31 protein-coding genes are annotated in these 26,967 nt (G+C 47.1%); 21 read left to right on the top strand and 10 right to left on the bottom strand.

Translation table 11 applies throughout. From position 1 onward, the window contains the following. The 4 genes from E0496_RS35445 to E0496_RS35430 form a co-directional block, all read right to left on the bottom strand. Positions 1-253: helix-turn-helix domain-containing protein (locus E0496_RS35445; protein WP_161601681.1), on the bottom strand; the 253-nt coding region annotated here is incomplete at its 3' end. Positions 254-380: 127 nt separating this feature from the next. Further along, the gene (locus E0496_RS35440) at positions 381-1,658 is read right to left on the bottom strand and encodes an ABC transporter substrate-binding protein (RefSeq protein ID WP_141506576.1); all 1,278 of its coding nucleotides are present in this window, start codon (positions 1,656-1,658) and stop codon (positions 381-383) included. Between the two features lie 60 nt (positions 1,659-1,718). After that, entirely contained in the window at positions 1,719-2,552 is an 834-nt protein-coding gene (locus E0496_RS35435; RefSeq protein WP_141506575.1) for a carbohydrate ABC transporter permease, read from the bottom strand. Next, positions 2,552-3,433, bottom strand: coding sequence for a carbohydrate ABC transporter permease (locus E0496_RS35430; RefSeq protein ID WP_141506574.1), 882 nt, complete (start codon positions 3,431-3,433; stop codon positions 2,552-2,554). Before E0496_RS35430 ends, E0496_RS35435 begins: the two co-directional genes overlap by 1 nt. Positions 3,434-3,566: 133 nt before the next feature. On the opposite strand from E0496_RS35430, the gene E0496_RS35425 reads away from it, so the two are divergent. Together E0496_RS35425 and E0496_RS35420 are read left to right on the top strand one after the other, a co-directional pair. After that, complete coding sequence (locus E0496_RS35425; RefSeq protein WP_141506573.1) at positions 3,567-5,483, top strand: cache domain-containing sensor histidine kinase; 1,917 nt, start codon at positions 3,567-3,569, stop codon at positions 5,481-5,483. After that, positions 5,461-7,077, top strand: coding sequence for a helix-turn-helix domain-containing protein (locus E0496_RS35420; RefSeq protein WP_141506572.1), 1,617 nt, complete (start codon positions 5,461-5,463; stop codon positions 7,075-7,077). Before E0496_RS35425 ends, E0496_RS35420 begins: the two co-directional genes overlap by 23 nt. A gap of 39 nt (positions 7,078-7,116) precedes the next feature. Here E0496_RS35420 and E0496_RS35415 read toward each other — a convergent pair whose 3' ends face one another. Further along, a complete protein-coding gene (locus tag E0496_RS35415; protein ID WP_141506571.1) occupies positions 7,117-7,653 on the bottom strand; it encodes a hypothetical protein in 537 nt (178 codons plus the stop codon). A gap of 164 nt (positions 7,654-7,817) precedes the next feature. Between E0496_RS35415 and E0496_RS35410 the strand changes: the two genes are divergently transcribed. From E0496_RS35410 to E0496_RS35400, 3 genes are all read left to right on the top strand, one after another. Further along, on the top strand, positions 7,818-8,300 hold the full coding sequence (locus tag E0496_RS35410) for a CcdC family protein (protein ID WP_338325896.1): 483 nt from the start codon (positions 7,818-7,820) through the stop codon (positions 8,298-8,300). 19 nt (positions 8,301-8,319) lie between these two features. Further along, positions 8,320-9,666, top strand: a complete 1,347-nt coding sequence (locus E0496_RS35405) for a DUF2252 domain-containing protein (protein WP_141506570.1) — start codon at positions 8,320-8,322, stop codon at positions 9,664-9,666. Between the two features lie 201 nt (positions 9,667-9,867). After that, the gene (locus E0496_RS35400; protein WP_141506569.1) at positions 9,868-10,413 is read left to right on the top strand and encodes a glutathione peroxidase; all 546 of its coding nucleotides are present in this window, start codon (positions 9,868-9,870) and stop codon (positions 10,411-10,413) included. 904 nt (positions 10,414-11,317) lie between these two features. Here E0496_RS35400 and E0496_RS35395 read toward each other — a convergent pair. The 4 genes from E0496_RS35395 to E0496_RS35380 all read right to left on the bottom strand — a co-directional run bounded on the left by E0496_RS35395 (position 11,318) and on the right by E0496_RS35380 (position 15,421). Further along, positions 11,318-11,986 carry a response regulator transcription factor gene (locus E0496_RS35395; protein WP_141506568.1) on the bottom strand — a complete coding sequence of 223 codons (669 nt, stop codon included), beginning with the start codon at positions 11,984-11,986 and terminating at the stop codon, positions 11,318-11,320. Beyond that, the gene (locus E0496_RS35390) at positions 11,970-14,117 is read right to left on the bottom strand and encodes a sensor histidine kinase (protein WP_161601680.1); all 2,148 of its coding nucleotides are present in this window, start codon (positions 14,115-14,117) and stop codon (positions 11,970-11,972) included. Before E0496_RS35390 ends, E0496_RS35395 begins: the two co-directional genes overlap by 17 nt. 68 nt (positions 14,118-14,185) lie before the next feature. Beyond that, entirely contained in the window at positions 14,186-14,374 is a 189-nt protein-coding gene (locus E0496_RS35385) for a hypothetical protein (protein WP_141506566.1), read from the bottom strand. A 96-nt stretch (positions 14,375-14,470) separates the two neighbouring features. Then, the gene (locus tag E0496_RS35380) at positions 14,471-15,421 is read right to left on the bottom strand and encodes a polyprenyl synthetase family protein (RefSeq protein ID WP_141506565.1); all 951 of its coding nucleotides are present in this window, start codon (positions 15,419-15,421) and stop codon (positions 14,471-14,473) included. A gap of 194 nt (positions 15,422-15,615) precedes the next feature. Between E0496_RS35380 and E0496_RS35375 the strand changes: the two genes are divergently transcribed. The 11 genes from E0496_RS35375 (at position 15,616) to E0496_RS35325 (ending at position 23,752) form a co-directional block, all read left to right on the top strand. After that, positions 15,616-17,289, top strand: a complete 1,674-nt coding sequence (locus tag E0496_RS35375; RefSeq protein ID WP_141506564.1) for a glutamine--tRNA ligase/YqeY domain fusion protein — start codon at positions 15,616-15,618, stop codon at positions 17,287-17,289. Between the two features lie 87 nt (positions 17,290-17,376). Next, positions 17,377-17,973 (top strand): molybdenum cofactor guanylyltransferase, encoded by a 597-nt coding sequence (gene mobA / locus E0496_RS35370; RefSeq protein WP_141506563.1) that lies wholly within the window; start codon positions 17,377-17,379, stop codon positions 17,971-17,973. Between the two features lie 165 nt (positions 17,974-18,138). Beyond that, on the top strand, positions 18,139-18,645 hold the full coding sequence (locus tag E0496_RS35365) for a GNAT family N-acetyltransferase (RefSeq protein ID WP_141506562.1): 507 nt from the start codon (positions 18,139-18,141) through the stop codon (positions 18,643-18,645). Then, positions 18,642-19,355: a metallophosphoesterase family protein gene (locus E0496_RS35360; RefSeq protein ID WP_141506561.1), complete on the top strand. Its 714-nt coding sequence runs from the start codon at positions 18,642-18,644 to the stop codon at positions 19,353-19,355. Before E0496_RS35365 ends, E0496_RS35360 begins: the two co-directional genes overlap by 4 nt. Before the next feature lie 3 nt (positions 19,356-19,358). Further along, complete coding sequence (locus E0496_RS35355) at positions 19,359-19,808, top strand: VanZ family protein (protein WP_141506560.1); 450 nt, start codon at positions 19,359-19,361, stop codon at positions 19,806-19,808. 71 nt (positions 19,809-19,879) lie between these two features. Continuing rightward, entirely contained in the window at positions 19,880-20,941 is a 1,062-nt protein-coding gene (gene hisC, locus E0496_RS35350) for a histidinol-phosphate transaminase (protein WP_141506559.1), read from the top strand. Between the two features lies 1 nt (position 20,942). Further along, entirely contained in the window at positions 20,943-21,371 is a 429-nt protein-coding gene (locus E0496_RS35345; RefSeq protein ID WP_141506558.1) for a hypothetical protein, read from the top strand. Between the two features lie 202 nt (positions 21,372-21,573). After that, the gene (locus E0496_RS35340; protein ID WP_141506557.1) at positions 21,574-22,179 is read left to right on the top strand and encodes a TetR/AcrR family transcriptional regulator; all 606 of its coding nucleotides are present in this window, start codon (positions 21,574-21,576) and stop codon (positions 22,177-22,179) included. Between the two features lie 6 nt (positions 22,180-22,185). Further along, on the top strand, positions 22,186-22,617 hold the full coding sequence (locus E0496_RS35335) for a DMT family transporter (protein ID WP_141506556.1): 432 nt from the start codon (positions 22,186-22,188) through the stop codon (positions 22,615-22,617). 1 nt (position 22,618) lies between these two features. Then, positions 22,619-22,942 carry a DMT family transporter gene (locus E0496_RS35330; protein WP_141506555.1) on the top strand — a complete coding sequence of 108 codons (324 nt, stop codon included), beginning with the start codon at positions 22,619-22,621 and terminating at the stop codon, positions 22,940-22,942. 132 nt (positions 22,943-23,074) lie between these two features. After that, positions 23,075-23,752: a serine/threonine-protein kinase gene (locus E0496_RS35325; protein ID WP_175598171.1), complete on the top strand. Its 678-nt coding sequence runs from the start codon at positions 23,075-23,077 to the stop codon at positions 23,750-23,752. A gap of 84 nt (positions 23,753-23,836) precedes the next feature. On the opposite strand, the gene E0496_RS35320 is transcribed toward E0496_RS35325, so the two are convergent. After that, a complete protein-coding gene (locus E0496_RS35320) occupies positions 23,837-24,046 on the bottom strand; it encodes a hypothetical protein (protein ID WP_141506554.1) in 210 nt (69 codons plus the stop codon). A gap of 288 nt (positions 24,047-24,334) precedes the next feature. On the opposite strand from E0496_RS35320, the gene E0496_RS35315 reads away from it, so the two are divergent. The 5 genes from E0496_RS35315 to E0496_RS35295 all read left to right on the top strand — a co-directional run bounded on the left by E0496_RS35315 (position 24,335) and on the right by E0496_RS35295 (position 26,952). After that, entirely contained in the window at positions 24,335-24,754 is a 420-nt protein-coding gene (locus tag E0496_RS35315; protein WP_141506553.1) for an RrF2 family transcriptional regulator, read from the top strand. Between the two features lie 75 nt (positions 24,755-24,829). Continuing rightward, positions 24,830-25,141 carry a thioredoxin gene (gene trxA / locus E0496_RS35310; RefSeq protein ID WP_139996876.1) on the top strand — a complete coding sequence of 104 codons (312 nt, stop codon included), beginning with the start codon at positions 24,830-24,832 and terminating at the stop codon, positions 25,139-25,141. A 282-nt stretch (positions 25,142-25,423) separates the two neighbouring features. After that, a complete protein-coding gene (locus E0496_RS35305; protein WP_141506552.1) occupies positions 25,424-26,194 on the top strand; it encodes a glycosyltransferase family 2 protein in 771 nt (256 codons plus the stop codon). A 69-nt stretch (positions 26,195-26,263) separates the two neighbouring features. Next, complete coding sequence (locus E0496_RS35300; RefSeq protein WP_141506551.1) at positions 26,264-26,608, top strand: DUF2304 domain-containing protein; 345 nt, start codon at positions 26,264-26,266, stop codon at positions 26,606-26,608. Then, positions 26,608-26,952, top strand: coding sequence for an EamA family transporter (locus E0496_RS35295; protein ID WP_139996879.1), 345 nt, complete (start codon positions 26,608-26,610; stop codon positions 26,950-26,952). The genes E0496_RS35300 and E0496_RS35295 overlap by 1 nt, the downstream gene beginning before the upstream one ends. The last annotated feature ends 15 nt before the right edge of the window (positions 26,953-26,967 follow it).

Below are 26,967 nucleotides of genomic sequence, written 5' to 3'. Positions count from 1 at the left end.
CTCGGATGGAGTACTTTCCAGATAGAACATCACGAATCGCAGTCTGCTTGAGCGCATGTGAGTATGTTTTCCAAGCCTTGGATTCCTTTAACCCCTCATAACCATCCGCTTTGTATTTCCTTATCCACTCCCCAACAGTCTGATTGTCAATCCCCAGTTGCTTTGCTTCATGGTGAGGATTTGAATCCTGTTTAAGGCATCTTTTTACAACCTGTAGTTTTACATCTAATGAAATTGGACTCCTTTTTGACAAAGCAAAAACTCCCATCATGGTAGAAGTAGAGGTTTTGTTTTTTCTACTGTCTACTATGATGGGAGCATATCATTTGGACGGTTGTGCGGCTGTTTTTTTGAAAATTAGGACTTCATGGTGCTAAACCTTATTTCTTCAGTTTATCCCAAGCGCCCTGCATGCCGGTTTCCCATGCAGATGCATCGATTTTGCCTGCGATATACTGCTGAATTACACTAGCGAATTCTTGCGTAACGCCATCTGGGTATTTGGAGGATTGTAGTCCAAGCACTTTGTCGGCCTGTACATAGTTGTAAACCTCAGTACCGATGTCGCCCATATCCTCAGGCGTAGCTATGATCGTCGATAGAGCCGGAATGAACTTGAATTTCTTAACGATGTATTCTTTACCAATATCGGAAGTAACAAGCCAGTTCAGGAACGTTTTTGCTTCTTCTTTCACATCGGATTCTTTGTTAATAACAAGGTTAGCCGGAATGCCGACATTAAGCTTGTCGTTTGCCTCTGCATCCTCGCCAAGCGGCATAGGCAGCACACCGATGTTGAGGTCAGGATTGATACTATCGATTTGAACCTGCGCCCAGTTTCCTTCTTGCATCATCGCCGCTTCGCCGCTGGCAAAAAGCGATACTTGCGTGTTGTAGTCAGTTGTAAGCGGGTTTTTGTTGCCATAGTCCATCGTAAGCTTCATCAGCTTAGCCCAGTCGGCGAACTTCTCGTTGCCCGGAATTTTGACGGAGCCGTCGTTCAGGCCCGCAATAAAAGCATTGACGTCTGGCTGTTGTGCAAACGCGGGGTTAATCCCTTGGTTGCCGATCAACCACCATTCTTGGTAAGCATTTGCGAAAGGCGTAATGCCTGCAGCTTTTAGCGTTTTTGCAGCCGCTTCAAGCTGGGAGTACGTTTTTGGAAGCTCGGTAATGCCTGATTTAGCAAAAATGTCCTTGTTGTAGATATAGCCGAAGCCTTCAAGGTTCATCGCCATACCATATACCTTGCCGTCCTTTGTCATCGGTTCAGCAGCCAAAGGCACAAGATCCTTCACCCAGGCTTGATCGGAGAGATCCTCAAGCTTGTCCAGCCACATTTCCATTTCAGCGTAACCGCCATTGGAGAAAATGTCAGGAGCGTCGCCAGCTGCGAATTTCGTTTTTAGGGAAGCGCCGTAGTCAGCACCGCCGCCAACGGTTTGGATATCGAGCTTGATGTTCGGGTATTCTTTATTGAATTCAACGGCCAATTCGTTCAGGCCTTCCACGATTTCGGTTTTAAATTGGAAAATGGTTACGGTCTTGACGTCACCTTTAGCTGTGCCGCCGCTTTCGTTGCTGCTGCCGCATGCGGATAGCACGATGCTCATCGCCAGCACAAGGCTTAGCGAAAGCATAGTCATCTTTTTATTCATGATGCAAATCCCCCTTGATTAATGGTTTATTATATGGAATCGACCGTCCGATTACAAGCGTTAGCCTTTAACCGAACCAGCCGCTACTCCCTCAACGATGTAACGCTGTAACAGAAGGAAGAAAGCTACGATTGGAGCAATGCCGAGCACGAGCGCCGGAAGCGCAAGATCCCATTGCTTCGTATATTGCCCGAAGAAAGCGAAGGTCGCGAGCGGAATCGTCCGCATGTCGGGCTTTTGCAAAATAAGCGACGGAAGCAAGTAATCATTCCATACCCACAAGCAGTTCAGAATAATAACGGTCATGAGCATGGGCTTCAGCAATGGGAGTACGATTCTGAAAAATACGGTAATCGGATTGCAGCCATCAACAGTTGCCGCTTCCTCGATTTCAAGCGGGATCGCCTTGATGAAGCCGTGGAACAGAAACAGCGAGAGCGGTGCTCCAAGCCCCAGATAACACATAATCAAACCGACCATACTGTTGTTGACGCCCAGCATGTTCACCACTTTAAGCAGCGGAATCATGATCGATTGGAACGGAATAACCATAGCCGCTACAAAAAGCATAAATAGAATCCGGTTAAAACGCGTATTGGCACGCACCATTCGGTAGGCGCCCATCGAACTAATCAGCGCAGTCAGCACGACAGTGACGACCGTGATGATCATAGAATTGGTGAAGGCTTCCGGGAATCTTGTCAGCTCCCAAGCACGGGAGTAGTTCTCCCACTTGAATACCTGAGGCCAGCTGGCTGAGTTCGACATAATTTCACCGAACGGCTTCACGGAGTTAACGAGCAGGAAATAGAACGGCGCAAGGAACAGCAGGCCGACGATGACCATCACCGCTTCGGTTATAAACAGCTTTCCGGTATATTTTTTGGTATCCATTAAGCTTCGACCTCCTTGCTCTTGGTTACGCGAACCTGGATAAGAGTAATGACGGCAACGACGATAAAGAAGATTAATGATTTCGCTGTGCCGAGTCCGTAACGGTTGTTTTGGAATGCCTCAGCGTAAATGTTTAGAGCAACGGATTCCGTCGATTTGAACGGTCCGCCTTTGGTGAGCGATAAGTTCAGATCGAACATTTTGAACGACCATGAGATGGCCAGGAACAAACATACGGTAATAGCAGGCATGATGAGCGGCAAAATAATGCCACGCAGCACTTGGAAGCGGGTAGCGCCATCAATCTCGGCTGCTTCAAGCACTTCCTTCGATACGTTCGTCAGTGAAGCAATATACACGACCATCAGGTAACCGGCCGATTGCCAGACGAAGACCATCGTAATGCCCCAGAATCCGGTCGTTTCATCGCCAAGCCACGGAAGATTGAAGAAGGACCAGCCGGTCATATCGCCGACGGTAGAGAAGCCTTTTACGAATATGAACTGCCAGATAAAGCCGAGCAGCAGTCCGCCGATAACGTTCGGCATAAAGAAGATCGTCCGCAGCACGTTGCGGGATTTGAGCTTTTTCGTTAATAAATAAGCTAGGAAGAAGCCGACCAGATTGGTTAAGAGAACGCCGACCACCGTGAAGCGGATCGTAAACCAGAAGGAAGACCAGAAATCGGCATCATTCGTAAAAATTTGCTTGAAGTTGTCGAAGCCAACCCAATTAACCGTACCTGCAACGCCGTTCCAATCGGTAAACGAGTAGTACATGCCAAGCAGAAACGGGATGATCATAATCAGTAGGAAAAAGATGGTTACTGGGCCTACGAACACGAGCTGCGGCCACCATCCGGACATTCTCTTGCTGCCCATCTTGGAAACTCCCCTTTCTTTTCACCAGAAAACTATTGTATGTTTAATTATGCAAGTCCGAGAGAGCGATAAACACCGACGGATGTGACCGGTCAGGTGCAATATATTGATCGGGAGCGGAGGTCGTGCAGCTTTGAACTGGAATAGCATTCGAACTAAACTAATCGTATTTATGCTGCTGGCAACGATTGTGCCGATCGTGACGACCATGGTGGTCACTTACAGCTATACAGCAAAATCAATGAAGGATCGAGCGCTGGAGGATACGCAAAACCTGCTTTATCAAGGCCAGCGGAACGTAACGGCGGTGCTGGACGAGCTTAGCCGTGCTTCGCTTAACGTGTACTCGGATGCGGAGCTGTATCGGCAGCTGCAAACGGGCTTGGCTGATTTTCAGACCGACAGCCGAGTGTTCGCAGCGATGGCTTATATGAAATCAGCTGTGCCTGACGTACATCAGGTCTACCTATATGCAAGCCTCGGCCAGCGGGCGACGATCGTAACGAATGTGGCGGGCGCGAAGCGCGCGAACGATACTGCTGCCTTTCCTGATCTGGATACCTATGTAGGCACAGGAGAGAGTACTTCGCTTCAGCCTACACATATGAGCCACACCTATGGCTTTGCTTCCTTGCAGCCGCAGCAGCCAAGTGAGCGAGTATTCACTCTTCACCGGCGAATCGAGCGGGTACCCTCCAATGAGAAGCTGGGGTATGTATCAATTGATGTGAAGCTATCGCTGCTGACGGATATCGTGAGCCAGCTTTATGATCGTAAAGAAGAAGATTTATACGTTATCGACAACAATGGCTTTGTCGTATTTGCAGACGACGAGCAGTTGCTAGGCAAACCGCTCCATAAAGCTTGGTACAACGGCACATTGGCTCAAGGAGATGCCAATGGCGGCCATTTTGAGCAAAATGGTGCATTGTTTGTTTATGAGCATATACAGAGTACAGCAGCTCATTGGACGCTTGTTAAGCGGATACCAACCTCGTATCTGATCCGGGAAGCGAACAATGCGGCTGCGATAAACCTGCTTTTGCTTGCTCTGTCGCTGGCGGTTATCGTTACAGCTACGGTCATCGTCTCTTTGCGGATTACCGCGCCCGTGAAGCAGCTCGTTCGCTATATGAACCAGGTAGAGGCGGGCAATTTGAATGTTCCGATTCAGCCGACGGGGAATGACGAGATCGGTTTGGTCGTGGTTCGGTTTCGCAGTATGATGGATACCATCAACAATTTGATTTTGCGTGAATACAAATTGGAGCTAGCAAACAAAACTAATCAGCTTCGGGCGCTGCAAGCGCAGATCAACCCTCATTTTCTGAACAATACGATTCAAATTATCGGCACATTGGCTCTTGAGCTGGGCGTGCCGCGCATCTATGCGCTGTTGTCCGCACTTGCTCGAATGATGCGCTACAGTATGGACAATGAGACAAGCATGATTACCTTGCGGGACGAGCTCGCACACTTGAAGGCATACGTGGAGCTGCAGAAGGAGCGTTACGAGAATCGCTTTACTTTCCATGTCGATGTGGATGAGGCGCTATTGGATGCGGAGATGCCGAAGATGATTTTACAGCCCGTGATCGAAAATTACTTCAAGCATGGCATGGACAAGGCTGCGGATAATGGAGAGCTCGCTTTGAAGGCTGCTTTGCGGGATGACGGGCTTCTGGAGCTGACGGTTGAGAATAACGGCGCGATCATTTCGCCAGAGCGGCTTGCCGTGCTGCAAAGGGAGCTTGCAGGCGTACGATACGCAGATAAAACGCAGGATTATGAAGGACAATCAGCCGGAAGGAACAACAGGGAAGCGGCAGGGCCAGTCGAGGGAGTTTACAGCTCGCTCCAGCTGGCGCAGTCCGGAGCTGAACCGAAGATTGGTTTGCTCAATGTGCTTGCGCGGCTGCGGATGGTGTATGGGGAAGACGCTCAGCTGAATATACGAAATAGGGAATCAGGCGGCGTTCGTATCATGCTCGTGCTGGGAATGACAGCGGTGAAAGGAGGGAATACGGATGAAGGTGTTGATCGTAGATGATGAGGCGCGTGTGCGCAAAGCAGTGCGGCTGCTTGTAGATTGGGATGCGCATGGGGTTACCGCCATTGAAGAAGCAAGCGGCGGCTATGAAGCTATCCAGCGAATGAGGGACGATAAACCGGCCATTGTTATTATGGATATGATGATGCCGGAAGGCAGCGGCGTGGACTTGATGGCAGCGGTGAACGAATTTGCGGGAACGGTGAAGTTTATCGTTGTGAGCGGGCGAGGTGATTTCGACTTCGTACGTGAAGCGGTCCGCAATGGAGGCATCGATTATTTGCTGAAGCCCATAGAGCCCGAGGCGATTAATGCGGCAGTTGCCAAAGCATCCGCCCAATGGCAGGCGGAGCAGCAGGAGCGAAACGAGCGGCAAAAGCAAAGCATAAAGCTAAATGAATTCAAGCCGGTATACGGAGAGAAGCTGCTTACAGGCCTAATTGATGATCCGGCTACCGCACAGGCATCGCTGCGCAAGCTGCGGGAGGAACGCTTGATCCCGGAGGCTGCGAATACGGCAAGGCTTGGATTGCTGCAGGTCGACGCGAGTGATACGCAGTTGCAGGGACGGTTCGCCTTTGATAGCGATCTGCTTCATTTTGCGATCATTAACATTTGTAATGAGTTTCTACTTTCGTCTCAACGGGGAGTGGCTTTCCGGCATTGGGGAGCGCCTACGGAAATCGTCATCATCGTATGGGTGGAAGTCGAGCAGCTGCCTGTTGTTCTGCAGGATATTAATGAAGGCCTATTTATGACGCTCCAGCGGCGTATGCATATGGGCCTCAGCAGCGCGGGTGCTTTTCCCGGTGCGATGCCTGCTCAGCATGATGAGGCGCTGGATGCACTGCGGCGCCGCAATACATTGGATTCGAACGGTTATATTCATCAGTTAGTGGATCATCCAACCGGCAAGCGGGTGAGTTTCTCGGATTGTGAGGAGGAGTGGAAGGTTGCCGTATTAAGCGGCGACGCGTACCAGCTTCATGCAGCCTCCGGCCGCTGGCTGGAAGCTGTGCGCGTGTTGGGCCTTATCACGCCAACGATGCTTGAAGAGTACAAGACGGATTCTCTATTGTTTTGCGCGAGGCTGCTTCGTGAAGCGCCCGGCAGACAGGCAGGGGATGAAGCTGGGCTGCTATCTGTTGAGGAGCTGGAGCAAAAATCACCTTATGTGAGTGCCAGCACCTTTTCCTTGCAGGCTTGGCGAGAATGGTCGTACCTGCTTCTTCGGGAGCTGTCCCAGGCCATTGGTCAGCGCCAAGCCCAGGAGAAAACGAAGATGAGCGATATCGCGGGCTTTATTGAGCAGCATTACCAGAGCGAGCTGTCGCTTCAGGATATCGCCAAGCGTTTCTTCGTCAGTCGTGAGTATGTATCGCGCAAGTTCAAGCAGGAGTACGGCATTAACATTACCGATTATATCTCAGGCGTTCGCATCGACAAAGCGAAGCTGCTCATGGTCAATCCGAACTTGCGCATTTCCAAAATTGCCGAAATGGTCGGTTTCCACGACGAGAAATATTTCAGCAAGGTGTTCAAGAAACAGGAAGGTATCTCACCGAAGACGTACCGTCTTGGGGAGCCGGAATAAGAGCGTGCGGTACAGTTGGATGAGCTGGTGATGTATGGATTACTTTCTTATTTTTTCAACCCAATTCACAATCGTTTCGTACCATTGCTGCACTTTAATGACCAGCTTGTCCAGCTTCTTGCCTTCGTTCACAAGATGGAGCAGCCAGTCCCAATCGGTTAGAAATTGCAGGATCGTTATGACAAGCATAATGATGACAAAAGAAAAAATGACGATAAACGCGGCTTGCAGCTTGAAATAAAGGGTAAGCCGCTTAGCCAGGAGCTTTACGGCATGCTCGTCGTTTGGATTGGCTTGCAGCTTCTTGGCTGCGCTTGCCATCACAAGCAGTACAAACGTAATGACGAGCTCAAGGAAACCGGCAATCGTCCCCCAGCCAAAATTAATAAAGCCGATAAAGGTTTGAAACAACCCGAAACAAAGAGTGAAAACCGCTGTTATCCTCATCCAGAAAGCGAGCTTTTGCCATACCTTCTGAAGCTCCTGCTGCATCCCTCCGCCGATTTCAGGCGCTGCAGGAACGGCTGAAGGAGCTGGCCACGACTGGACCAGCCCTGTCTGTGCATTCGTCTCCAATCCCCTACTCTCCCCTCTCTATTTTTTACCAATTATAAAGCTATACGCACGTCAAAGTCGATGAGTTTCTTCACGCTAAACCAGCGGTTTGCAGTGTTTCCGGTTTTGCAGTACGATGAAAGAAATAATATTTCCATTACACTACCTACTCAGGGGAGGACGCAGTGTTGCTCTCTACATATTTCATTCAAGTCAGCTCGATCATCGTATCGGCTTTAGCGGGGCTGGCGCTTATCGTTGTAAGAATTCGTGCCGGAAAGCAGCCGACTTCTATGCGGAAAATCATCATCCCCCCGCTTGGCATGGCCACGGGTTTTGTGATGTTTGTTTTCTCGGTCACTCATATTCCTTGGGTATGGGGATTATCAGCCTTTTTGACTGGCATGCTGATCTTTTCTTTCCCGCTTATTGTCACGACAAGATTGGAACGTGTGGAATCCGAAATTTATGTCCGGCGCTCAAAGGCCTTTATTTTTATTATGCTGACACTATTTATGATCAGGCTTGCGCTGCATAGCGTGGTTGAGCAATACATGTCGATACCGCAAACGGGCGCTATTTTTTACCTGTTGGCGTTCGGGATGATTATACCATGGCGAATTGCGATGATCAGTGATTTTGTGAGGCTTCAAAAAGTAGAAACGTAGCTCGATTGGGGGAGAGAGCATGGATCCGAAGCTAACAGAACGGGTAAAGCTAACGCAAAACAAGCTTAGAAAACGTACACTATCGGCGATATTGCAGGAATTCGATCAGAAAATGATGAAGCTTGAGCGTGGCAAACGCGAGGAAAAGTATGCAAAAATGTCGGAAACGCCGTTTTCATTTTTTCGCGGCAGCGCTTATTTGTTTTATTTTGACGTCTCGCGGGAATGGTTTCCCTACCACACCCCTGGCAATCGTCCAACCTGGATTCAAGGAGATTTGCATTTCGAAAATTTCGGGGCATTTCGCAATGAACGGGGTACGCTGGTCTATGATGTGAATGATTTTGATGAAGGTTACTTGGGCTCCTATTTATATGATTTGCTGCGAATGTCAGTTAGTGCGGTGCTTGTGGCTCGTTCGAAAGGGATGTCTCATAACAGCCAAATTCAAACCGTAGAATCGTATTTGCAAGCGTATTCCAAGCAAATGCGCCGGTTCGTGAAAGCGAAAGATGATCCTGGCACTTATTCCGTCGATATTGAGCAAGCGGAAGGGCTGATCAAGAAGCTGCTCAAAAAGCTGCAAAAGCGCAAGGAGCAGCATTTCTTGGAAAAGGTGACTGCACTCGTGCAGGAGCATCGGCAATTTGCGACAAACGAGGAAATTGTTTCTCCAACAGAGGAGGAGCGCGAAGCTCTGCTGGAAGCCTGGCCGGAATATTTGTCTACGGTGGCCGCGAGCGGGGAAGAACAGCTGCGCCATTTTCAGGTGAAGGATGTTGCGGTAAAGCATGGCTCGGGTACGGCCTCGATTGGGCTTGACCGTTTTTATGTGCTTATTGAGGCAGGTGAAGGGGAGCAGGGAGAGGACGATATTGTGCTTGAAGCCAAAGAGGTCCGTGTGCCGATTCCTGCCTATTATATGCCTTACGATGAGAACTTCTGGTCGATGTTCGAGCATCAGGGCAAGCGGGTAACGATGACACAAAAGGCGATGCATCATGAGGCTGATCCTTATCTCGGCTGGTTTTCTATCGGGGAGAGGCAGTTCTATGTACGGGAGCGCTCGCCGTATAAGAAACGGCTGAAGCTGGAAGCGATTGAAACAACCGGCGACCTTCTGGCAATCACAGCTACGATGGGAAGGCTGACGGCGAAGCTTCATGCACGCGCGGATGCCGATGTAGCACAAGGCATCTTGGCCTATCACAGCGAGGTTGAAATTGTAAAGGCTATGGGTGACGATGAAGAGGCATTTTGCACATTTATTGCACAGTGGGCAATGGCCTATGCCGATAGCGTCGAACAGGACTACGATTTATTCGTAGAATGGTTGGTTGGAAGAAAGAAGCCTTCTGTAACGTAATTATACTTATTCCTCTGCTCCCGAGCGGCCATTAAAATGGCTGTCGGGAGGCTAAATGGAGCAGTCACTATGTTGATGTTATTATCTACTGGGCATGGGTGAATTGACAAGTGCAATTCCTCATGCTATTATTTTAATTAATTAAGTTGTATGCAATTTAATTATTTAAAACTTACATACCAATAGAGGAGGCAATCATTAATGAGTGTTTATACGTATGATTTGGAGACCATCAGAGGCGAGCAGCAAAGTATGGAGCAATACAAAGGAAAAGTATTGATTGTCGTTAACACGGCTAGCAAATGCGGCTTTACCCCGCAGTATACGGATTTGCAAAAGCTGTATGAACAATATAAAGAGCAGGGCCTTGAAATTCTTGGATTTCCAAGTAATCAGTTCGGCGAGCAAGAACCTGGTGCCAACTCGGATGTGCAAAGCTTTTGCCAATTGAATTATGGCGTCACGTTCCCCCTCTTCGCGAAGACCGACGTACGGGACGATTCGGCTCATCCTCTATTCAAGCATTTAACGGAAACCGCTCCATTCAACGGCTTCAATACCGACAGCCCTAGCGGTAAAATGCTCAATGCGTTTCTTTCGGAAAAACTGCCTCACTACTTGGAAGGCAACTCGGTCAAATGGAATTTCACTAAATTTCTAATAGACCGGGAAGGGAACATCGTCAAACGGTTCGAATCGACTGACGAACCACTCGATATGAAGGCCGATATTGAGCTGCTGCTTTAATGCTCCCTCAGTTAAAAATGAAATAGATGCGGCTTCCGGGCGAAAAAAAGCCCATTTAATGGCTATTTTAGTCGATTTGGGGACAAGATTGACGTTTGTTGCAGAAATGTCCTCTTTTTTAGACAAGCTTCGAGTTGCAGGAAGGGTTTCTGGCGCCGTAAGTATTTGAGTTAGTGGGCAGGTCGGTGAGTAGCTATAGTTTGAGCCATAGCTTTGCTTGCTATAAGGTTTGAAAAGGGCTTAGTACCTCTTTAGCAGCCCCTTGCTTAGTGGGAGGTTTCTACAGCTCTATACTCTCTTCAACTATGAGCATTACCTCAACTTCACTAAGTAAATCACTCCATGCTTAATCGAATTTCTAATTAAATAAAAAGTTGAAAATGGACAGAAACGGGTAACCGATTCTGTCCATTTTTTATGCGGAGAATGCTTTTTAAATGGAAGGGAATGGAGTTGGGATACAACGCTTTAAAAGTTGTTAACAGGTAAAAATATTACTGTTAAATATAAACGATTTTGTGATTTTTCTTCTAAAAATATAGAAAAATTAATAATTATGAAATAAGTTTGTGTGTTTTAAATGTGCAAAAATAAATGGATGTTTATAACGTTTTTTTAATTCGTTTAAAAGATAGGGGTTATTGTCTCGAAGGTTGAAAAAGGATAAAAATAAAAGATACTTTTTTTGCGATTTTTAGATCATCATACGCGTATAATCAGCGGTGGCGCCTTTTATCCCAAAGCGCAGGCTAGCCTTCGAGTGGCGAGTCCAGCATGGCAATGAGCTGCTTTGGTCCTGCTGCAGACATTGCGATCTGAACCAGTCGCCGCCGCTTCTATTCTTTCTTGGATGAATGACTGTGAAGGATAAAACGGAGAGTTAGCAATAGAACGAGCGGCTAATTTATTCTATCGGTTTAGCATCAAAGACGCGCTGAAAGCGGTCATCGTTTGTTATTTTTACTAAGGCTTCCGTCTTGGATTTCACGCCTAGTTTTCCGTAAATCTTTTTTAAATAATTTTCGACGGAGCTCTCGCTGACGTGAATGATGCCAGCAATTTTACTGTTTGTGAATTTGTCGGCAACCATGGACAAAATTTTGAGCTCAGTCGAGGTTAGATCAGCTTCCCAATAATGCTTGCTATAGTCGGGCCGCTGGAGCTGAACCTGTCTGAAAATGGACAGCGGCAATATCGTGTTCCCGCGCATGACGGAATGGATCATATCGACAATTTCTTGCGGTGATGCACTTTTGTTTAATATGCCGCTCACGCCGCTTTCAATGAGGCGATTAAAGTAAGGAGTGTAGTCATACCCGGTATGTATGATGATATGAATGGACGGATGCCGCTCTTTAATAGCTGCGGCAATATGAACCCCCGTATCGTCAGGGAGGTTTAAATCTAGAATGATAACGGAGGGAAGAAGCTTCTCCGTCATCTCGATTCCTTCTCTGCCAGTGGAGGCAATGCCCAGCACCTCAATGCGCCCGTCCTGCTCCAGCAGATATTTAATCCCGAGCGCCATTGCCGGATGATCGTCGATAATGACCATTTTAATTTCTGCGTTCAACAGGGTCGGTCCCTTCTGTAGGTAATGTGAGGACCAGCTTTAATCCTTCGTTGGGGGCTGTGTCATAGTGTAATTGCCCTTCCAAGCTATTCATTCGATGTTTGATGCCGTGCCAGCCTATGCCGGTGCTTTGCAGCTGATCATCAAATCCGATCCCATCGTCTTGGTATTCCATTATGAAGCCTTGTCTGGACAAATGAAGGTGAAAATCGATTTGATTAGCCATGGCGTGTTTTTTGGCATTAGAGAGAAGCTCTTGCATAATCCGGAACAGATGGTGATGGACTTCCGTATCCAGCGCATCCCATTCAGTCTTATGTTCAATACGCAAATGCAGTTGAAACGGAACCTTCATCCGTTCGGATTCAATCAGGTTGGACACGGTTACGGCAAATCCAACCTCTTTAAGGAGATGAGGGTATAGTTGGAAGCCGGTTTCTCGTACATTTAAATTAATAATATCGAGATATTCCATCAGCTCTTTGAGCTCGTCCTCCAAATGAGACGACTGGGATGCATTATCCCGTATGGCGGCAACCCTCTGCTTGGCGAAATAAATATCCTGCATAATCGTATCATGAAGGTCCGAAGCGACACGCTGACGTTCCTTTTCTTGCATTTCATAGAGTGATTTTCTAAACCACAAATAAGAGCTAGGGGACTTGTCTCCTGCAGCAGCAGGTTCGATCAACAGTTCATTGATTTTAAGAGACAACAGTTCAGATAAGTATATATTCTCGATCATGATTGAAAGCTGAGTGATGATTGCAGCGATCCATCGCTGTTGCTCTGCATGGAAGGTATGTCCATGCCCTTCTCTTGCCATGATAATATGGCTTGAAAATTCTTCTCCAGGGTGGATGCCGTAGACGACATAAGTTGCCGCATTCTCATCCTTGTTTTTCATAATCTGTTCGATTTCTTCTGCATCCATGGCTCCATGGACTGCGAGCTTTATACGGTTGTTATTTTGAAGTCGAATAGCAGCACCTTTAAGGTTTAGCGCCTCGCACAGATTCGGGAGCAGATTGTGGGAGGTATCCTCAAGCTGCTTGACTTGCCCCTGCTCCTCCAGCAAGCGGTAAAAAGCATCGCGCTGCTTGTTTAGCAATGGCCAGCCAAACCGTTTGGTTTGCTTTAGTTTATTTCTCCCCGCGTAATAGATGCAGGTCGCCGGGAATAAAATGATGAACCAGACGCTGCTTGCGTAGTCCAATATGGGCTTACCGAATAGGTCGGGCAAGACCGATAATAGCAGAAAGGGGAAAAAGGAAATACCGAAAGCTGTGAATACCACTCTAATAATGGTAGCGGAAAAAGAATATTCATGGCGTTTCTTTCGATACATAATGAATAACAATGAAATGGCAAACAGGCAGCCCAGCGCAAAGCTCAGCAGACTTATAAAACGATCCAGCACAAAATAAGTGTGGAGAGGCATGCTAAAGAAATAAGACAGCCGCATAACCGCAAGGACGGAGAGGAGAATGAATCCGTACTTAAACCAGCGGTAAGAAAAGAGCTTGTATCCTTTTTCTTTAAGAAAGTGATAAACAAACTGCGCGAACAAAAAAGGGATGAACGACATGGCATTCAGCACTATAAATTTCGCCAGGCTATCTGAGCGTGCGGAGGCTTCCGCGCCAATAAAAGCCAAACCCATAAGGATGAGCACGGCTAGTAAATAATAAACCGACCGAGAATGCCTAACTTTGAAATAGACCACCACAGAAATAGCAAATAGGACCAGCTCGCCAATAATTCCTATTATATACCGGGCTGAGATTTCGTTTGCTGAATTTTTTATATCGAAGCTATGATGAATTCTATCTCGTATAATCTCGATGGAATGAGCTTGCTCGATATCATGATATTTGTTGACTGTGAAATGCTGTCCGGTCGGTTGCTTGTTTACCAAGGCGACCGTATCGTTAAGGGCCAATCCTAATTTCTCGGCGGTACCGCCTTTGTAGATATCGGAGATGATCCATGTGCCGGAGCTAGTAGCCGTTACTCCAATACCGACGTATGGGAAATGAAAAGAAATGTAACTGAACCATGAATGGATCAAGAGTAAACCTGCACCTACGAAAATAAAGAAGAAACGTTTGAACGGAAGTGAATTATTCATAGCCATGATCCTTTCAGAATGAATAATAAAAAAGCCTGACTCAATCGCCAGGCTCTTCATTATTTACATTAAGCCCAATAATCAGATGAAGAGGTACCGTTGCTAAGCGCTGCAGCCGAGGATGCGTAAGACAGTGTTAATGCCTTTTTCTGATCAATAGAGATCGTCGCTTCAGCCAAAACAGAAGATAACTTCTCTTTGGAGTTTTTGCTAGCTGCAAGCTGTATAGCTGTTTCTTTAAGCATTGGTGTCCACATGATAGAATTCCCCCTTTTATTGGTCTTTTCGACAAAATAATTATATCAAATAATAGTGAGCTTCAACCCTAACTTTTGCTTGGGAATGCCATAGAATTAATTAAGGAATGCATCGATGGTAATGGACCTTAGTCTAAGCTCCCAAGGCTGTAAAGCAGCCATCTCTGTTAAAATGCGGTCAGCTTGCTGAAGGTAAAGCAATTGAACTGCTGTGCTGTATTCGAATACGCCCGAAGTAGTAATGAATTCGGTCACCTGCTGCTCTCTTGCAAGAAGTTCTCCTAATGTAACGCCCCCCTCGTAGTAGCTTCTTAGAAAGGAATCCATTCGGGAGGACTGATCAAGCAAATACAAAGTGGCCAGCGTTTTTTTTCGCTGCACGATATCATTATGCGCTCGAAAGTCTGTTAAGCCTTTTAAATCATTGCGCAGTTGAGCTGCTATGCCAACGTTCCGAGCGAATTCAGCAAGTATGCTTGAGGTCAACGGGTTCGTTTCTTCTACGAGATGATAGGCGGACTGAATGGCCAGATTGAGAAGAGAGGCAGATTTCTCAGCAATTAATTGCAGGTAGTCCTCCTCTGATTCGATGAGGTTCTGGATGTCCTTGTGTTGGCCATTATGGGCCGTGCTGATCAATTTTAAAGCAGTTGTGTCCATAGGCTTACCTCGACAGCCTGCAACGGCGGCAATCAATAAGCCCGATGCGCAGTTCATGGCGATCGCGGGCTCGATTTGCATCCACGGTGGGAGTGGATTGTCCTGGTCCTGGAGATCATCGAGGATGTCCAAGCTAAGAATGATCAATTCCGTCTGAGCGGCAGTATGATAGATAAAGGGAGAATTACCGCCTAGCATATAATGGGCATAAAGCGTTAGCTGAGGCCAGAGAAGAGTTTCCGAATTTTTATAACGGACATAGCTCTTTGCCATTTGGTTTAAGCTGTTCTCGTAGAAATGGCTATCAATGATATGGAATAGTTCAACGGAAACCTTGCCGAGCATTAAGTCTAATTCCGTGGCTCTCACTAACGCATTCTTGTTCATTTCGTCATTTCCCTTCCATATATTTCAATTGTTATTATATTCGTTCCACAGTCCTAGGTATAGCTATAAAAATAAGACTTTAGTAGGTGGAGTAGAGCATTCATTCATTGCGGCCGGTACGGAGTATTATAATTTCACGGAAATTTGTGTATTATAGTAGGATAAATATTTTCCGTGGGAAAGGTTGGTCGCAAATGGAGAGTACAGCAGAGAACAAGTCCTCATCCTCTAATTTCATTAAAAATATAGTTATCGAAGATTTGAAGAGCGGCCATGTGCAGGAAATTGTGACTCGTTTTCCACCGGAGCCAAACGGCTATTTGCATATCGGGCATGCGAAGTCGATCTGCTTGAACTTTGAGCTGGCCGATGAGTTCAAGGGCAGAACTAATTTGCGCTTTGACGATACGAATCCGCTTAAGGAAGATACGGAGTACGTGGAATCGATTCAAGAAGATGTTCGCTGGCTTGGCTTTGAGTGGGACGAGCTGCGCTTTGCTTCCGATTATTTCGAAGAGCTCTACAACCGTGCGGTATTGCTGATCCGCAAGGGCAAAGCTTATGTGTGTGATCTAACAGCTGAGCAAATGCGCGAATATCGCGGTACGTTGACTGAGCCGGGTAAGGCAAGCCCTTATCGTGATCGAAGCGTGGAAGAGAACTTGGACCTGTTCGCCCGCATGCGTGCCGGAGAGTTTAAGGACGGGGAAAGAGTGCTCCGTGCCAAGATCGATATGGCTTCGCCGAATATCACCCTGCGTGATCCCGTTTTGTATCGCATTGCGCATACGCATCATCACCGTACAGGAGACGCGTGGTGCATTTATCCGATGTACGATTACGCCCATCCGCTTAGCGATGCCATTGAAGGCATTACGCATTCCATTTGTACGCTGGAGTTTGAAGATCACCGTCCGCTTTATGACTGGACGGTTGCGGAATGTGAAATGGATGCGGCACCGCGCCAATATGAATTTGCCCGTCTAAACGTGACGAATACGGTTATGAGCAAGCGCAAACTGAAGCAGCTGGTGGATGAAGCGGTTGTGGATGGCTGGGATGATCCGCGCATGCCAACGATCAGCGGCTTGCGCCGCAAAGGCTATACACCGGAAGCGATGCGCGCGTTCTGCCGTGAGATCGGTGTATCGAAGAGCAACAGCTTGGTTGACGAGCGCAACCTTGAGCATTTCATCAGAGAAGATTTGAAGCTGAAGGCGCTTCGTACGATGGCGGTATTGCGTCCTCTTAAAGTGGTAATTACGAACTATCCAGAAGGTCAAACGGAGCTGCTGGATGCGGAGAATAATGCGGAGAACGAAGCGATGGGCACGCGCCAAATTCCTTTCTCCCGTGAGATTTATATTGAACAGGACGATTTTATGGAAAATCCTCCGAATAAATATTTCCGTCTTTTCCCTGGCAATGAAGTTCGTCTCAAGCATGCTTATTTCATTACTTGTCAAAAAGTGATCAAGGACGCAGACGGCAATGTAATCGAGCTGCATTGTACCTATGATCCGAAGACAAAAAGCGGCTCGGGCTTTAATGAGCGCAAAGTGAAAGGCACGATTCACTGGGTGGAGGCCTCACAGGCGGTCGCAGCGGATTTCCGTTTGTTCGAGCCGCTCATTACGAGCGAGGCTGAGGAGGAAGGCAAGCCATTCCTGGAATGCATCAATCCGAATTCACTTGAAGTGCTGCAAGGTTTTGTAGAGCCGAATATGAAGGAAGCGGCTGGCGGGGATAAATTCCAATTTTTCCGTCATGGGTATTTCAACGTGGATCCGAAGGATACTTCGGCAGAGAAGCTGGCGTTCAACCGCATCGTTTCGCTGAAAAGCTCGTTTGACCCGTCCAAAGCTTAATTTAAACTATTATATGAAGCCTGTCGGACATCCTTTGCCCGGCAGGCTTTTTTCTTAGAGCCGAGGAGGAGGAGGAGGAGGAGGGAAATGGGGAAATATCCGATTGGCAGCCTAATACTCGCCGGTGGACACAGCTCAAGAATGGGAACGGACAAAGCACTGCTGCCTATTGATGGCAAACCGCTGCTGTACCGGCTTGTCCAGCAGCTATCGAACCTCACACAGAAAGTGACCGTATCCGTTGGAACAACGCAGCGTGAGGCAATTTATCGCCAATGCCTTGGCGATTTGGGAGAGAAGGTTGGTTACGCGGTTGACCGATATCCCGAAAGGGGGCCTTTATCCGGTCTACACGCAGGCTTGAGCAGTCAGCCTGAAGGATATCTATTCGTCATGGCCTGCGATATGCCGAACGTGTCGGAAGAGCTGTTTGAGAAGCTGATGTCCTATAACAATAGCAGGGTAGATGTTATTCATGTGATGGGACAGCCTTTCCATGCTCTTTACCATACGAGAGCATTGCGGCCAATCGAAGCTGCGCTTCAAGAAGGTGATTACCGTTTGCTAGGCTTACTTCGAAGAATGGCTTCCATCGAGGTAGCATTGCCGGAGAATATCTGTTCTAATTTATTCACGAACTTGAATACGCCCGCTGATTATGAAGCGTATTCCTCAGAGGGATAGATCCCGTACGTCCTATTCAATTATTGTCCGTCCGCTGAGCTGTATGCTCGGCGGCTTTTTTTTGCATGCTTAAACAATCTGTGGTGTGATATAATTTGACAAAGTTAGGAGAGTTCGATTTGCAAAAATAATATATTTATTTCTCAAGGGTAAGGGGTGGCAAGCATGTCCAGACAGCTTAATTATGAAATTACCGATGCGCAGCTAAGCGATCTGGAGCGCATTGTCGACATTTATAACTCTACGATTGCCAGCCGGACGGTAACAGCGGATTTGGAGCCGGCAACCGTGCAGAGCAAGCGGGCTTGGTTTGATGAGCATTCAGCCCATTCCCGGCCATTGTGGGTGCTTCGTATCGAAGGAGAGATAGCGGCGTGGTTTAGCTTTCAATCGTTTTATGGCCGACCAGCCTACCAAGCGACAGCTGAAATCAGTATTTATATAGCAGAGCAATATCGCAATCTAGGTCTTGGTTCCGTTCTTATGCGACGAGCACTGGAGGAAAGCCCACGGTTAGGGCTTACCACCTTGCTTGGCTTCGTATTCGGGCATAACGAGCCTAGTCTGGCGCTGCTCCGCAAGTTTGAATTCGAGCCATGGGGGCATTTGCCCAAAGTGGCCGTACTTGATGGCGTAGAGAGAGATCTAGTGATCTCGGGGAGACGCGTATGAAGAGGACACTTGTGATTAGCGATATTCATGGCTGCTACACGCCGTTTAATGATCTCCTGGCCCTGATGAATTATTGCCCAGGCGAGGATCAGTTAATGCTGCTGGGTGATTTTGTGGATCGGGGGCCTCACAGCCGTGAAGTGGTAGAGCAGGTTTATGGTTTGGTTCAAAAGGATGGCGCCATCGCCATTCAAGGCAATCATGATGAACGCCTGGTCGATGTGATGCTGGAGCGCAGCGAGCAGGCGCTGCTGAAGTTTTCCGGACATGGCGGCAGACAGACTGCCGAAAGCTACTCTGGCATCAAGCAAGGCTCGATCGAGTATGTGATTGAACAGGCCCAGTTTGCTGTGCAGGAGCATTATTCTCATCATATGACATTTCTAGATCAACTGCCCTACTATCACGAGGACGAGCATTTTATATATGTGCATGCAGGTCTTAATCCCAACTACTTAAATTGGAAGGATCAACCTGCCAGAGATTTTTTATATATCAAGGAGCCGTTTCTCAGTAGGCCTACGAATGTGGACAAAACGGTTATATTTGGCCATACCAAAACCATTGATATCCATGGCAAGCCCGACATCTGGTTCGGACCCGGGAAGATTGGCGTGGACGGCGGCTGTGCAACGGGCCATCAGCTTAATGGTTTAGCGATTACGGGAGCTGATGAGTTTCAGGTGTTTTCCGTTCCTTGGAGGCTTTAAGCGATGCGTCTGTACCCGAATGCATATTTCAAAAGCTTGTATTTGAATTTATTGTTGACCGTGCTTGCCTTGTGTTATGCGCTTATTATGGGGTGGCTGCTATTTTACCGCAATCGTTATTTTGGCGAAGGTTATAGCTATAATTTGGTTCCTTTATATACGATAAAAAAATATATCATTCACTATGACCATTTCAACTTTGACATCTGGTTCAAAAATTTATTCGGCAATATCGTCCTTTTTGTCCCGATTGGTTTTTTCCTGCCTCTGCTGAACAAGAAACGCCTAAGCCATTGGAGGCTCATTGCCGCCTCCATCGCACTCATTACCGTGGTTGAGGTGGTTCAGCTGGTAACAAAGCTCGGGAGTTTCGATGTCGACGACATTATCCTAAATACGTTCGGTGCTTGGATCGGCTTGTTGATGATGAAGTTTCTAATTCGATATAAATAAAGGCCGATCTGGCATTCATGTTAAAATGAAACCACGATTTGAAATGTAACAGAGGAGAGGAAGATTAACCCGTGAGTAAGTTTTGGAGTCCGCTGACCGCATCGTTAGTTCCGTACGTGCCGGGAGAACAGCCCAAGGATAAAACCTATATTAAATTGAATACGAATGAAAATCCCTATCCGCCATCTCCAAAGGTGATCGATGCGATTGCGGAGGCGAACAACGCGGATTTGCGCCTTTATCCCGATCCTACCTGTGAGAGCCTAGTTCAAGCCGCTGCAAAATATTATGGTTTGCCCACGGGAGAGGTATTCGTTGGCAACGGGTCGGATGAAATATTGGCTTTTGCATTTGCGGCATTTTTTGATCCTGCCAAAAAAATCCTGTTTCCCGACATCACATACAGCTTCTATAAGGTGTATGCGAAGCTTTACGGCCTAAACGCTGATCTGATTCCGCTTGATGAGCAGTTTAACGTGCCTGTCCATGCTTTTCATCCGGATAACGGGGGAGTGGTCATCCCGAATCCCAATGCACCAACGGCGCAACTTCTTGCACTTGATGACATCCGTACACTGCTTGCAGGGCAGCCGAACCAAGTGGTCATTATCGATGAAGCGTATATCGATTTTGGCGGCCAATCGGCAATCGCATTGATTCAGGACTTCCCGAATTTGCTGGTTGTTCAGACGCTTTCCAAATCCCGTTCCTTGGCGGGCCTCCGCGTAGGGTTTGCTTTTGGCAGTGAAGAGCTGATCGAGGGACTGAATCGGATCAAAAACTCGTTCAACTCTTATACGATTGACCGGCTTGCTTTGGCTGGTGCCGTCGCAGCGCTTGAGGACGACGCTTATTTCCGTAACACGACAGCGAGGGTTATCGCGACGCGCGAGCGCGTAACGAAGCAATTGCTTGAACTGGGCTTCAAAGTGACTGATTCCAAAGCGAATTTCGTCTTCATCTCGCATAAAGAAATAGCGGCTAAGGTGCTTTTCCAGCAGCTGCGTGACAAGGGTGTGCTTGTTCGTTACTTTGATCAGGCCCGAATCGACCAATATTTGCGCGTAAGCATTGGCACCGATGAAGAGATGGACGCTTTTGTAGCAGCGCTTCAAGAAATTATAGGCTCCTAAAATGGAAGAGATCCCAAAGGAACAGGTGCTTTTCAAGCGGTCGATGCGCTCTGTGCTGGTATTGAGCATCATTTATGCGGTGGCATGCAACGTGTTTTTGTATGCTGCTTACTTTAACAGTGGCATCATTAAGCAAAGCTATCTGATCTGCATCATCATGATCCTTGCTTTCGCTGCGCCGATTGTGAAGCTTTTCAGAAATCGCCATTGGTACTTCCCGGCTTTTGTTTTCTTGTTCTGGATTCCGTTTAGCGTTATTTTTGCTTTTGTGCTCAGCCAAGTGCTGCCACTATCGGATAACCAAACGGATTTTGGGCTGCTGCTCGTCTATTTTCTGATCTTAAATGTTCTCGTTATGGTCCTTGGCCTTGGTCTGGGCATGATTGTGAATGCTTGCTGGATGTTGTGGGACAAATACAAGCGAAATTAAAAGCGATAAGCTATAGCCATTCATGTACTCCTTTGCTAGAAAAAAGGGACATGCATGGCTTTTTTTGTTCAATAAACGGCCTAAGAACGTCGAAAATCATTTGTGTAAGGCATCTTGACTTTTTACTGCTTTCGTCTTACAATTTGATGAAACTAACGTTCGTTAGGCAAGGGAACGGGCGACATGGCAGGAGCGATCAGGGATGGGGACGGAACCTTCGACATCAGAGAAAATTAAACTGGCAGCGCTAATGATGTTCACAGAGTCGGGATACGAAGGAGCTTCCTTGTCAGAAATTGCTAAAGCGGTCGGTATCAAGACGCCTTCCATATATGCGCATTATAAATCCAAGGAGCAGCTGTTCCTTCAGCTCATCTATCAAGTGATTGCGGAGGAACGGAAGCAATTCATGGAACTGCTTCAAAGCATGGAGCGGGAATCGATTAAGCAGCAGGTGCGCTTGTTGTTCGGTTTTTTTACTGACTTAGGCCATATGACTACCGGTCAGGCTTTTCTGAAGCGGACCATTCTTGTTCCTCCGAGGCATCTGCGTGATCAACTGAGACAGGATTTTCTGCGGTACGAAAATGAGTTGACGGAGGGCATTGCTGCTGTGCTGCGCAAAGGGGCCTCGGCCGGATTGTTCAATGCCTTGGACGAAGAACGGCTGATTGCTGCCTTTTATGTATGTGTAGACGGCATGCTCGTAGAAAACCAGTTGTATGAAGAAAAGCTGTTTGACAAAAGGAAGCAAATGGTGTGGGAATCATTATGGCAGCTATGGACGATGACAGCGAGAGAGGATTGAACGAATATGCAGTGGGTGTTTTTGTTATTGGCAGGTTTTTTGGAGGTAGGCTGGACATTTGGACTGAAATACTCGGAAGGGTTTACGCAGCTTGTTCCGAGTATTATTACCGTTGTTCTGTTGGCTGCAAGTTTTACGTTGTTTGCTCGTGCGATGCGTACGATTGAAATTGGCGTTGCGTATGCCATGTTTACGGGGATCGGTACAGTAGGGACTGTCATCGCTGGCATTCTGGTGCTGAATGAGCCTGCGGATTTCTGGCGCTTGTTTTTTATCGCGCTGCTGGTTGGCGGTATAGTTGGGCTGAAGCTCGTTTCCAAGGAGAAGCCTTTACCGGAGAAAGGCAACCCAGCAGCAGAGGCGGCTCTGGATCAGGAGCCGTCCTTCAAGAATACGATAAGCACTGACAACAAAGAACGTGAAAAGGTAGGTACTTGATATGGCTTGGGTGTTTTTAATTATTTCCGGCTTGGGCGAGGTCGGTGGAGTTACGTTCATGAAGCTCTCCGACGGTTTTAAGCGCTGGAAGGGAACGGTTGGCGCTATTGCAGCAGGTTTTGTAAGCTTCTTCTTCTTATCTAAAGCACTTCAGACCATACCGATCAGCACGGCTTACGGCATTTGGACGGGCATAGGCTCGATTGGCAGCGTAGTCCTCGGAATGTTCATTTTCGGAGAATCCAGGGATTGGCGCAAAATGTTGTTCTTGTCTATGATTATTGCCGGAGTTATTGGACTGAAGGTCGTAAGCGGAGGCCACTAACGTTACGAATCATATAGACTATGATTAAGAGCTGTAATTGCTTTTGATCATGGTCTTTATTTTTATGGCTTATGGTCTTACAATGGAGGAGATTATGGGTATAGGATAGGCAAGGAAGAGGAGCTGTACAGGATGGAAGATAAACAGCTGGAGACGTATAAAGCGCTGATGGAACAGACGCTGCTCTCAGATCTTGAACTTAACAGCGTGGACCCCACAAATCCCATTCGCGTGGATGTGGTGCCGAGAGGCTGGAAACTGCTCGGAGCTGGCAATTATGCGGGAGTATTTATGCATGGCGAATATCCCGAGATTGCCGTGAAAGTATATGCGCCTGGCCGGGAAGGCTGGGAGAGTGAATGCGAAGTTTACCAGCGAATTGGTGATCATCCGGCATACTCCAGGTGTTACCATGCAGGAGAGTATAAAGGGCATTATTATTTAATCTTAAAAAGATTGCAAGGCAAGACGCTGTATCAATGCATTATTGATGGCGTCGCCATCCCGAAAAAAGCGATTGAGGATATTGATCAGGCACTGGACTATGCTCGCGCAAGAGGGCTGCATCCCCATGATGTACACGGGAAAAATGTGATGGTAAAGGACGGGCGCGGTATCGTGCTCGATATCTCTGACTTTCTAAAGGAAGAGCCCTGCCAAATGTGGGATGACTTGAAAAAGGCATACAACCGCATATATATGCCGTTTTTGTCCAAAAGACCAAAACCGGTTCCCGAATGGGTACTGAATGGTGTCCGCAAGGGTTATCGCTGGATGAGAAGCTCTTCGGTAACAGGACGCTCGTCCTAAATCATAAAGCTTTGCAGCGGCTGCCCTGAGGGCAGCCGCTGCCTGGCACAACATAGCTTCGCAGCAAGCTGTACCGCCATCCGTTTAATGCTCCTCGTCAAAGGCTTCAAGCAGCCCCTTGGCAAGGTCGGCGTCCTTTTTAAGCACATGAATCCGTCTCAAGGAATTGCCTTCAATGGTAATTTTGGATTTCAAGCCATTTGCTTTGAAGTGGGCCTGCAATCGGTCAATCAACTCCGATCTTGATCCCCCCTCCGTACGAACGGGTATCCAACGACTCCAAAATAATGCCATTATGCGTCACCTCCTTAAAGTTTTACAAAGTAAAACTAGTTTAGGAAGCATGTGCTTCACGGTTAGGGATGAAAAACCGAATGAAGAAGCACAATTCATATTTATTCAGGCAAAGCAACCAATCATGCCAACCCGTGAAAAAAAACTTTACGAGCAGCATCCAAAATCTGATAGAGAATATCTCAATATACACTGTCGTATGCTAATGAAGGAAACAGGCGTCCTGACTATTGACAAATGTAACTGTAACTGATAAAATTACAGTACAAAGCAGGGAGGCCCGTAACAGTGAACAGCGAATTTACGATTGCCGTACACAGTCTCGTTTACTTGGCTTATTTGCCGGAGAGAATGGCGAGCAGCGATATGATTGCCGAGAATGTGGGCACACACTCTGCACGCGTTCGGAAGGTGATGAGTGGTTTGCGCCGCAATGGCTATGTGGATACACGCGAAGGCTCAGGCGGTGGCTACAGGCTGACGATTGATCCAAGCGTCGTTACTTTAGCGGATATTTATCGCGTCATGGCACAAGGATCGCTCATTCCGAGCTGGTGCTCAGGCAATCCAGAGATGGATTGTGTCGTTGGATCGAATATGAACGAAGTGATGTTCGGTATTTTTTGCACGGCGGAGAAGCAGCTGGAAAGCCATTTTAGCGCGATAACGATTCAGGATGTGCTAAAGAAGATTCATGCCTGTGGTTAGCAGATGATGTTTCAATAAACGGTGAGACGGGTATTCCCTTAATCATACACACATTGTTTGGAGAGGATGATTGACATGGCAGTAGCATTGACAAAAGAGAACTTTACCGAGAGCATTCAAAGCGGCGTTTCACTTGTAGATTTCTGGGCACCATGGTGCGGACCTTGCAAAATGCAGCTTCCGATCGTTGAGGAGCTTTCCACAGAATTGGAAGGCCAAGCTGTAATTGCAAAAATCAACGTGGATGAGCAGCCTGAGCTTGCTTCCCAATTCGGCGTAATGAGTATCCCAACGCTTATTTTGTTCAAAGACGGTCAACCCGTTGACAAAATGGTTGGCGTACAAAGCAAAGACGCATTGAAAGCAAAAATCTCCGGTCAAATGTAAGCAACTTTTCGAAGCGAGCCTTCGTCTAAATATCGTCTGGTATCAGTTTGATCTGATCACCAGGCGGTATTTTTTTTCATGTTATCCTCTCATATTCTATAATTTTTTTGCTATATTAGGTAACATATGGTTATGTCGACCGCGATTTTTCTACAGTTTTTACACAAATTCACAATCGTTTCTGTTGCTTTCTAATAGAGTTATCTAGTAGAATTGATATAATTGTGCGCATCGGCGTGCCTAAACTATGATTTATGGAGTGATGGTGGAGTGAACGCAGTCATGACGAAAAAGGACAGCAAGATAACCGGAGAGTCTCTGCGACAAGGTTTGACGTCTTCCAAAATATTGATTATTATCCCGGCTTATAACGAAGAGCACAGCATAAGCCATGTGATCAATGATGTGAAGACGCACTGCCCGTCCGCTCACATCTTGGTCATTAATGACGGCTCGAAGGACCGTACCCGAGAAGTGGCTGAAGCGAATGGTGCTGCTGTTGTTACACTTCCAACTAATTTGGGTATTGGAGGCGCTATGCAGACCGGATATCGCTATGCTTATCGCTATGGCTATGATGTTGCTGTTCAGGTGGACGGTGACGGACAGCATAAAGCGGAGCAGCTTCATCTTATTCTTGATCCTGTTCTTAGCGGCCAAGCTGATTTGGCGATTGGTTCACGCTTTATTGAGCAAACGGGGTTTCTTTCTTCTGCCTCCCGTAGAGCAGGAATTAAAATTTTGTCCACTATCGTCAGTGCAATGACGCGCAAACGTGTTCTGGATGTAACATCGGGCTTCCGTGCGGCCAACAAGCGTGCGATTGCCGTATTCCAAAGCGACTACGCCACTGACTATCCAGAAGTGGATTCTATTGTGCTTATCCATCGCAGCGGATTGCGCACGAGCGAGGTTGCTGTCGTTATGGACGCTCGTACAGGCGGCAAATCGTCAATAAATGCAATGCGATCGGTGTATTACATGATTAAGGTAACGCTGGCGCTGTTTATCCGCAGCATGAAGACAACGAAGCCTGTTGAAATTCAGTCATAACCGTTATCGATGCTTACGAAGAGGGTTTTGCTTTAGAATAGAATAGCAAAGCTACAAGGAGGATACACCATGCAAGCCTTGTGGATTATCACAAGTATAGGTTTTTTGTTTGTGCTGATTATGTTAATTAACCGCAGATTGCTGCGAGAGCAGTATTCGATGCTGTGGCTGTTATTTGGTGTTGTTATGTTGATTTTATCCGTACGCGTTCAAATCATTGATTTGCTTGCTCATGCGATTGGAATCAATTATGCGCCGGCATTATTATTTTTAGTCGGTATTTTATTTTGTATTGCGCTGATCTTGCACCTTACGGTCATCGTCTCCAAGCTGTCGGAGAAGGTCATTCGTCTTACTCAGGAGCTGGGCATTTTGCATCACGAATTACATGAACGTAAAAGGTCGGATTCCTAATGGCGTATATTGTATTATTCTTTAATATTCTGCTGCTTGTATCGGGACAACTGCTCTGGAAAACAGGAATGAACAAGCTTGATACATCCAAAGGCGATTCTTGGATGACATTGCTATGGTCACCGCATATCTGGTCTGGCCTTGTACTGTACGGTATTGCAACGGTATTGTGGCTGTATGTGCTTAAGAAGCTGCCGCTAAGCCTAGCGTATCCGCTGCAAAGCCTCGCTTATGTAATTGCTTTGGTAGCAGCCGTATTTATTTTCCATGAATCGGTTCCGTTTCAACGGTGGGTTGGGGTTGCCATCATTTTAGTTGGCGTTATCGTATTGGCATGGAAATAAGCGGAGGCTAGGAAC

It is taken from the genome of Paenibacillus luteus (assembly GCF_006542765.1).
In the GTDB taxonomy this organism is placed as follows: domain Bacteria; phylum Bacillota; class Bacilli; order Paenibacillales; family Paenibacillaceae; genus Pristimantibacillus; species Pristimantibacillus luteus.
This window is presented reverse-complemented; position numbering and strand designations above follow the sequence as displayed.

Bases quoted from the DNA above. Each gene is read 5' to 3' on its own strand.
- E0496_RS35400 (WP_141506569.1), top strand. From the start codon at position 9,868: ATGAGTGTTTATACGTATGATTTGGAGACCATCAGAGGCGAGCAGCAA.
- E0496_RS35330 (WP_141506555.1), top strand. From the start codon at position 22,619: ATGGCTTGGGTGTTTTTAATTATTTCCGGCTTGGGCGAGGTCGGTGGA.
- E0496_RS35360 (WP_141506561.1), top strand. From the start codon at position 18,642: ATGAAGAGGACACTTGTGATTAGCGATATTCATGGCTGCTACACGCCG.
- E0496_RS35305 (WP_141506552.1), top strand. From the start codon at position 25,424: ATGACGAAAAAGGACAGCAAGATAACCGGAGAGTCTCTGCGACAAGGT.
- E0496_RS35430 (WP_141506574.1), bottom strand. From the start codon at position 3,433: ATGGGCAGCAAGAGAATGTCCGGATGGTGGCCGCAGCTCGTGTTCGTA.
- E0496_RS35390 (WP_161601680.1), bottom strand. From the start codon at position 14,117: ATGAATAATTCACTTCCGTTCAAACGTTTCTTCTTTATTTTCGTAGGT.
- E0496_RS35380 (WP_141506565.1), bottom strand. From the start codon at position 15,421: ATGAACAAGAATGCGTTAGTGAGAGCCACGGAATTAGACTTAATGCTC.
- E0496_RS35440 (WP_141506576.1), bottom strand. From the start codon at position 1,658: ATGAATAAAAAGATGACTATGCTTTCGCTAAGCCTTGTGCTGGCGATG.
- E0496_RS35345 (WP_141506558.1), top strand. From the start codon at position 20,943: ATGGAAGAGATCCCAAAGGAACAGGTGCTTTTCAAGCGGTCGATGCGC.
- E0496_RS35295 (WP_139996879.1), top strand. From the start codon at position 26,608: ATGGCGTATATTGTATTATTCTTTAATATTCTGCTGCTTGTATCGGGA.
- mobA (WP_141506563.1), top strand. From the start codon at position 17,377: ATGGGGAAATATCCGATTGGCAGCCTAATACTCGCCGGTGGACACAGC.
- E0496_RS35365 (WP_141506562.1), top strand. From the start codon at position 18,139: ATGTCCAGACAGCTTAATTATGAAATTACCGATGCGCAGCTAAGCGAT.
- E0496_RS35375 (WP_141506564.1), top strand. From the start codon at position 15,616: ATGGAGAGTACAGCAGAGAACAAGTCCTCATCCTCTAATTTCATTAAA.
- E0496_RS35300 (WP_141506551.1), top strand. From the start codon at position 26,264: ATGCAAGCCTTGTGGATTATCACAAGTATAGGTTTTTTGTTTGTGCTG.
- E0496_RS35435 (WP_141506575.1), bottom strand. From the start codon at position 2,552: ATGGATACCAAAAAATATACCGGAAAGCTGTTTATAACCGAAGCGGTG.
- E0496_RS35335 (WP_141506556.1), top strand. From the start codon at position 22,186: ATGCAGTGGGTGTTTTTGTTATTGGCAGGTTTTTTGGAGGTAGGCTGG.
- E0496_RS35420 (WP_141506572.1), top strand. From the start codon at position 5,461: ATGAAGGTGTTGATCGTAGATGATGAGGCGCGTGTGCGCAAAGCAGTG.
- E0496_RS35320 (WP_141506554.1), bottom strand. From the start codon at position 24,046: ATGGCATTATTTTGGAGTCGTTGGATACCCGTTCGTACGGAGGGGGGA.
- E0496_RS35385 (WP_141506566.1), bottom strand. From the start codon at position 14,374: ATGTGGACACCAATGCTTAAAGAAACAGCTATACAGCTTGCAGCTAGC.
- E0496_RS35355 (WP_141506560.1), top strand. From the start codon at position 19,359: ATGCGTCTGTACCCGAATGCATATTTCAAAAGCTTGTATTTGAATTTA.
- E0496_RS35325 (WP_175598171.1), top strand. From the start codon at position 23,075: ATGGAAGATAAACAGCTGGAGACGTATAAAGCGCTGATGGAACAGACG.
- E0496_RS35340 (WP_141506557.1), top strand. From the start codon at position 21,574: ATGGGGACGGAACCTTCGACATCAGAGAAAATTAAACTGGCAGCGCTA.
- E0496_RS35405 (WP_141506570.1), top strand. From the start codon at position 8,320: ATGGATCCGAAGCTAACAGAACGGGTAAAGCTAACGCAAAACAAGCTT.
- trxA (WP_139996876.1), top strand. From the start codon at position 24,830: ATGGCAGTAGCATTGACAAAAGAGAACTTTACCGAGAGCATTCAAAGC.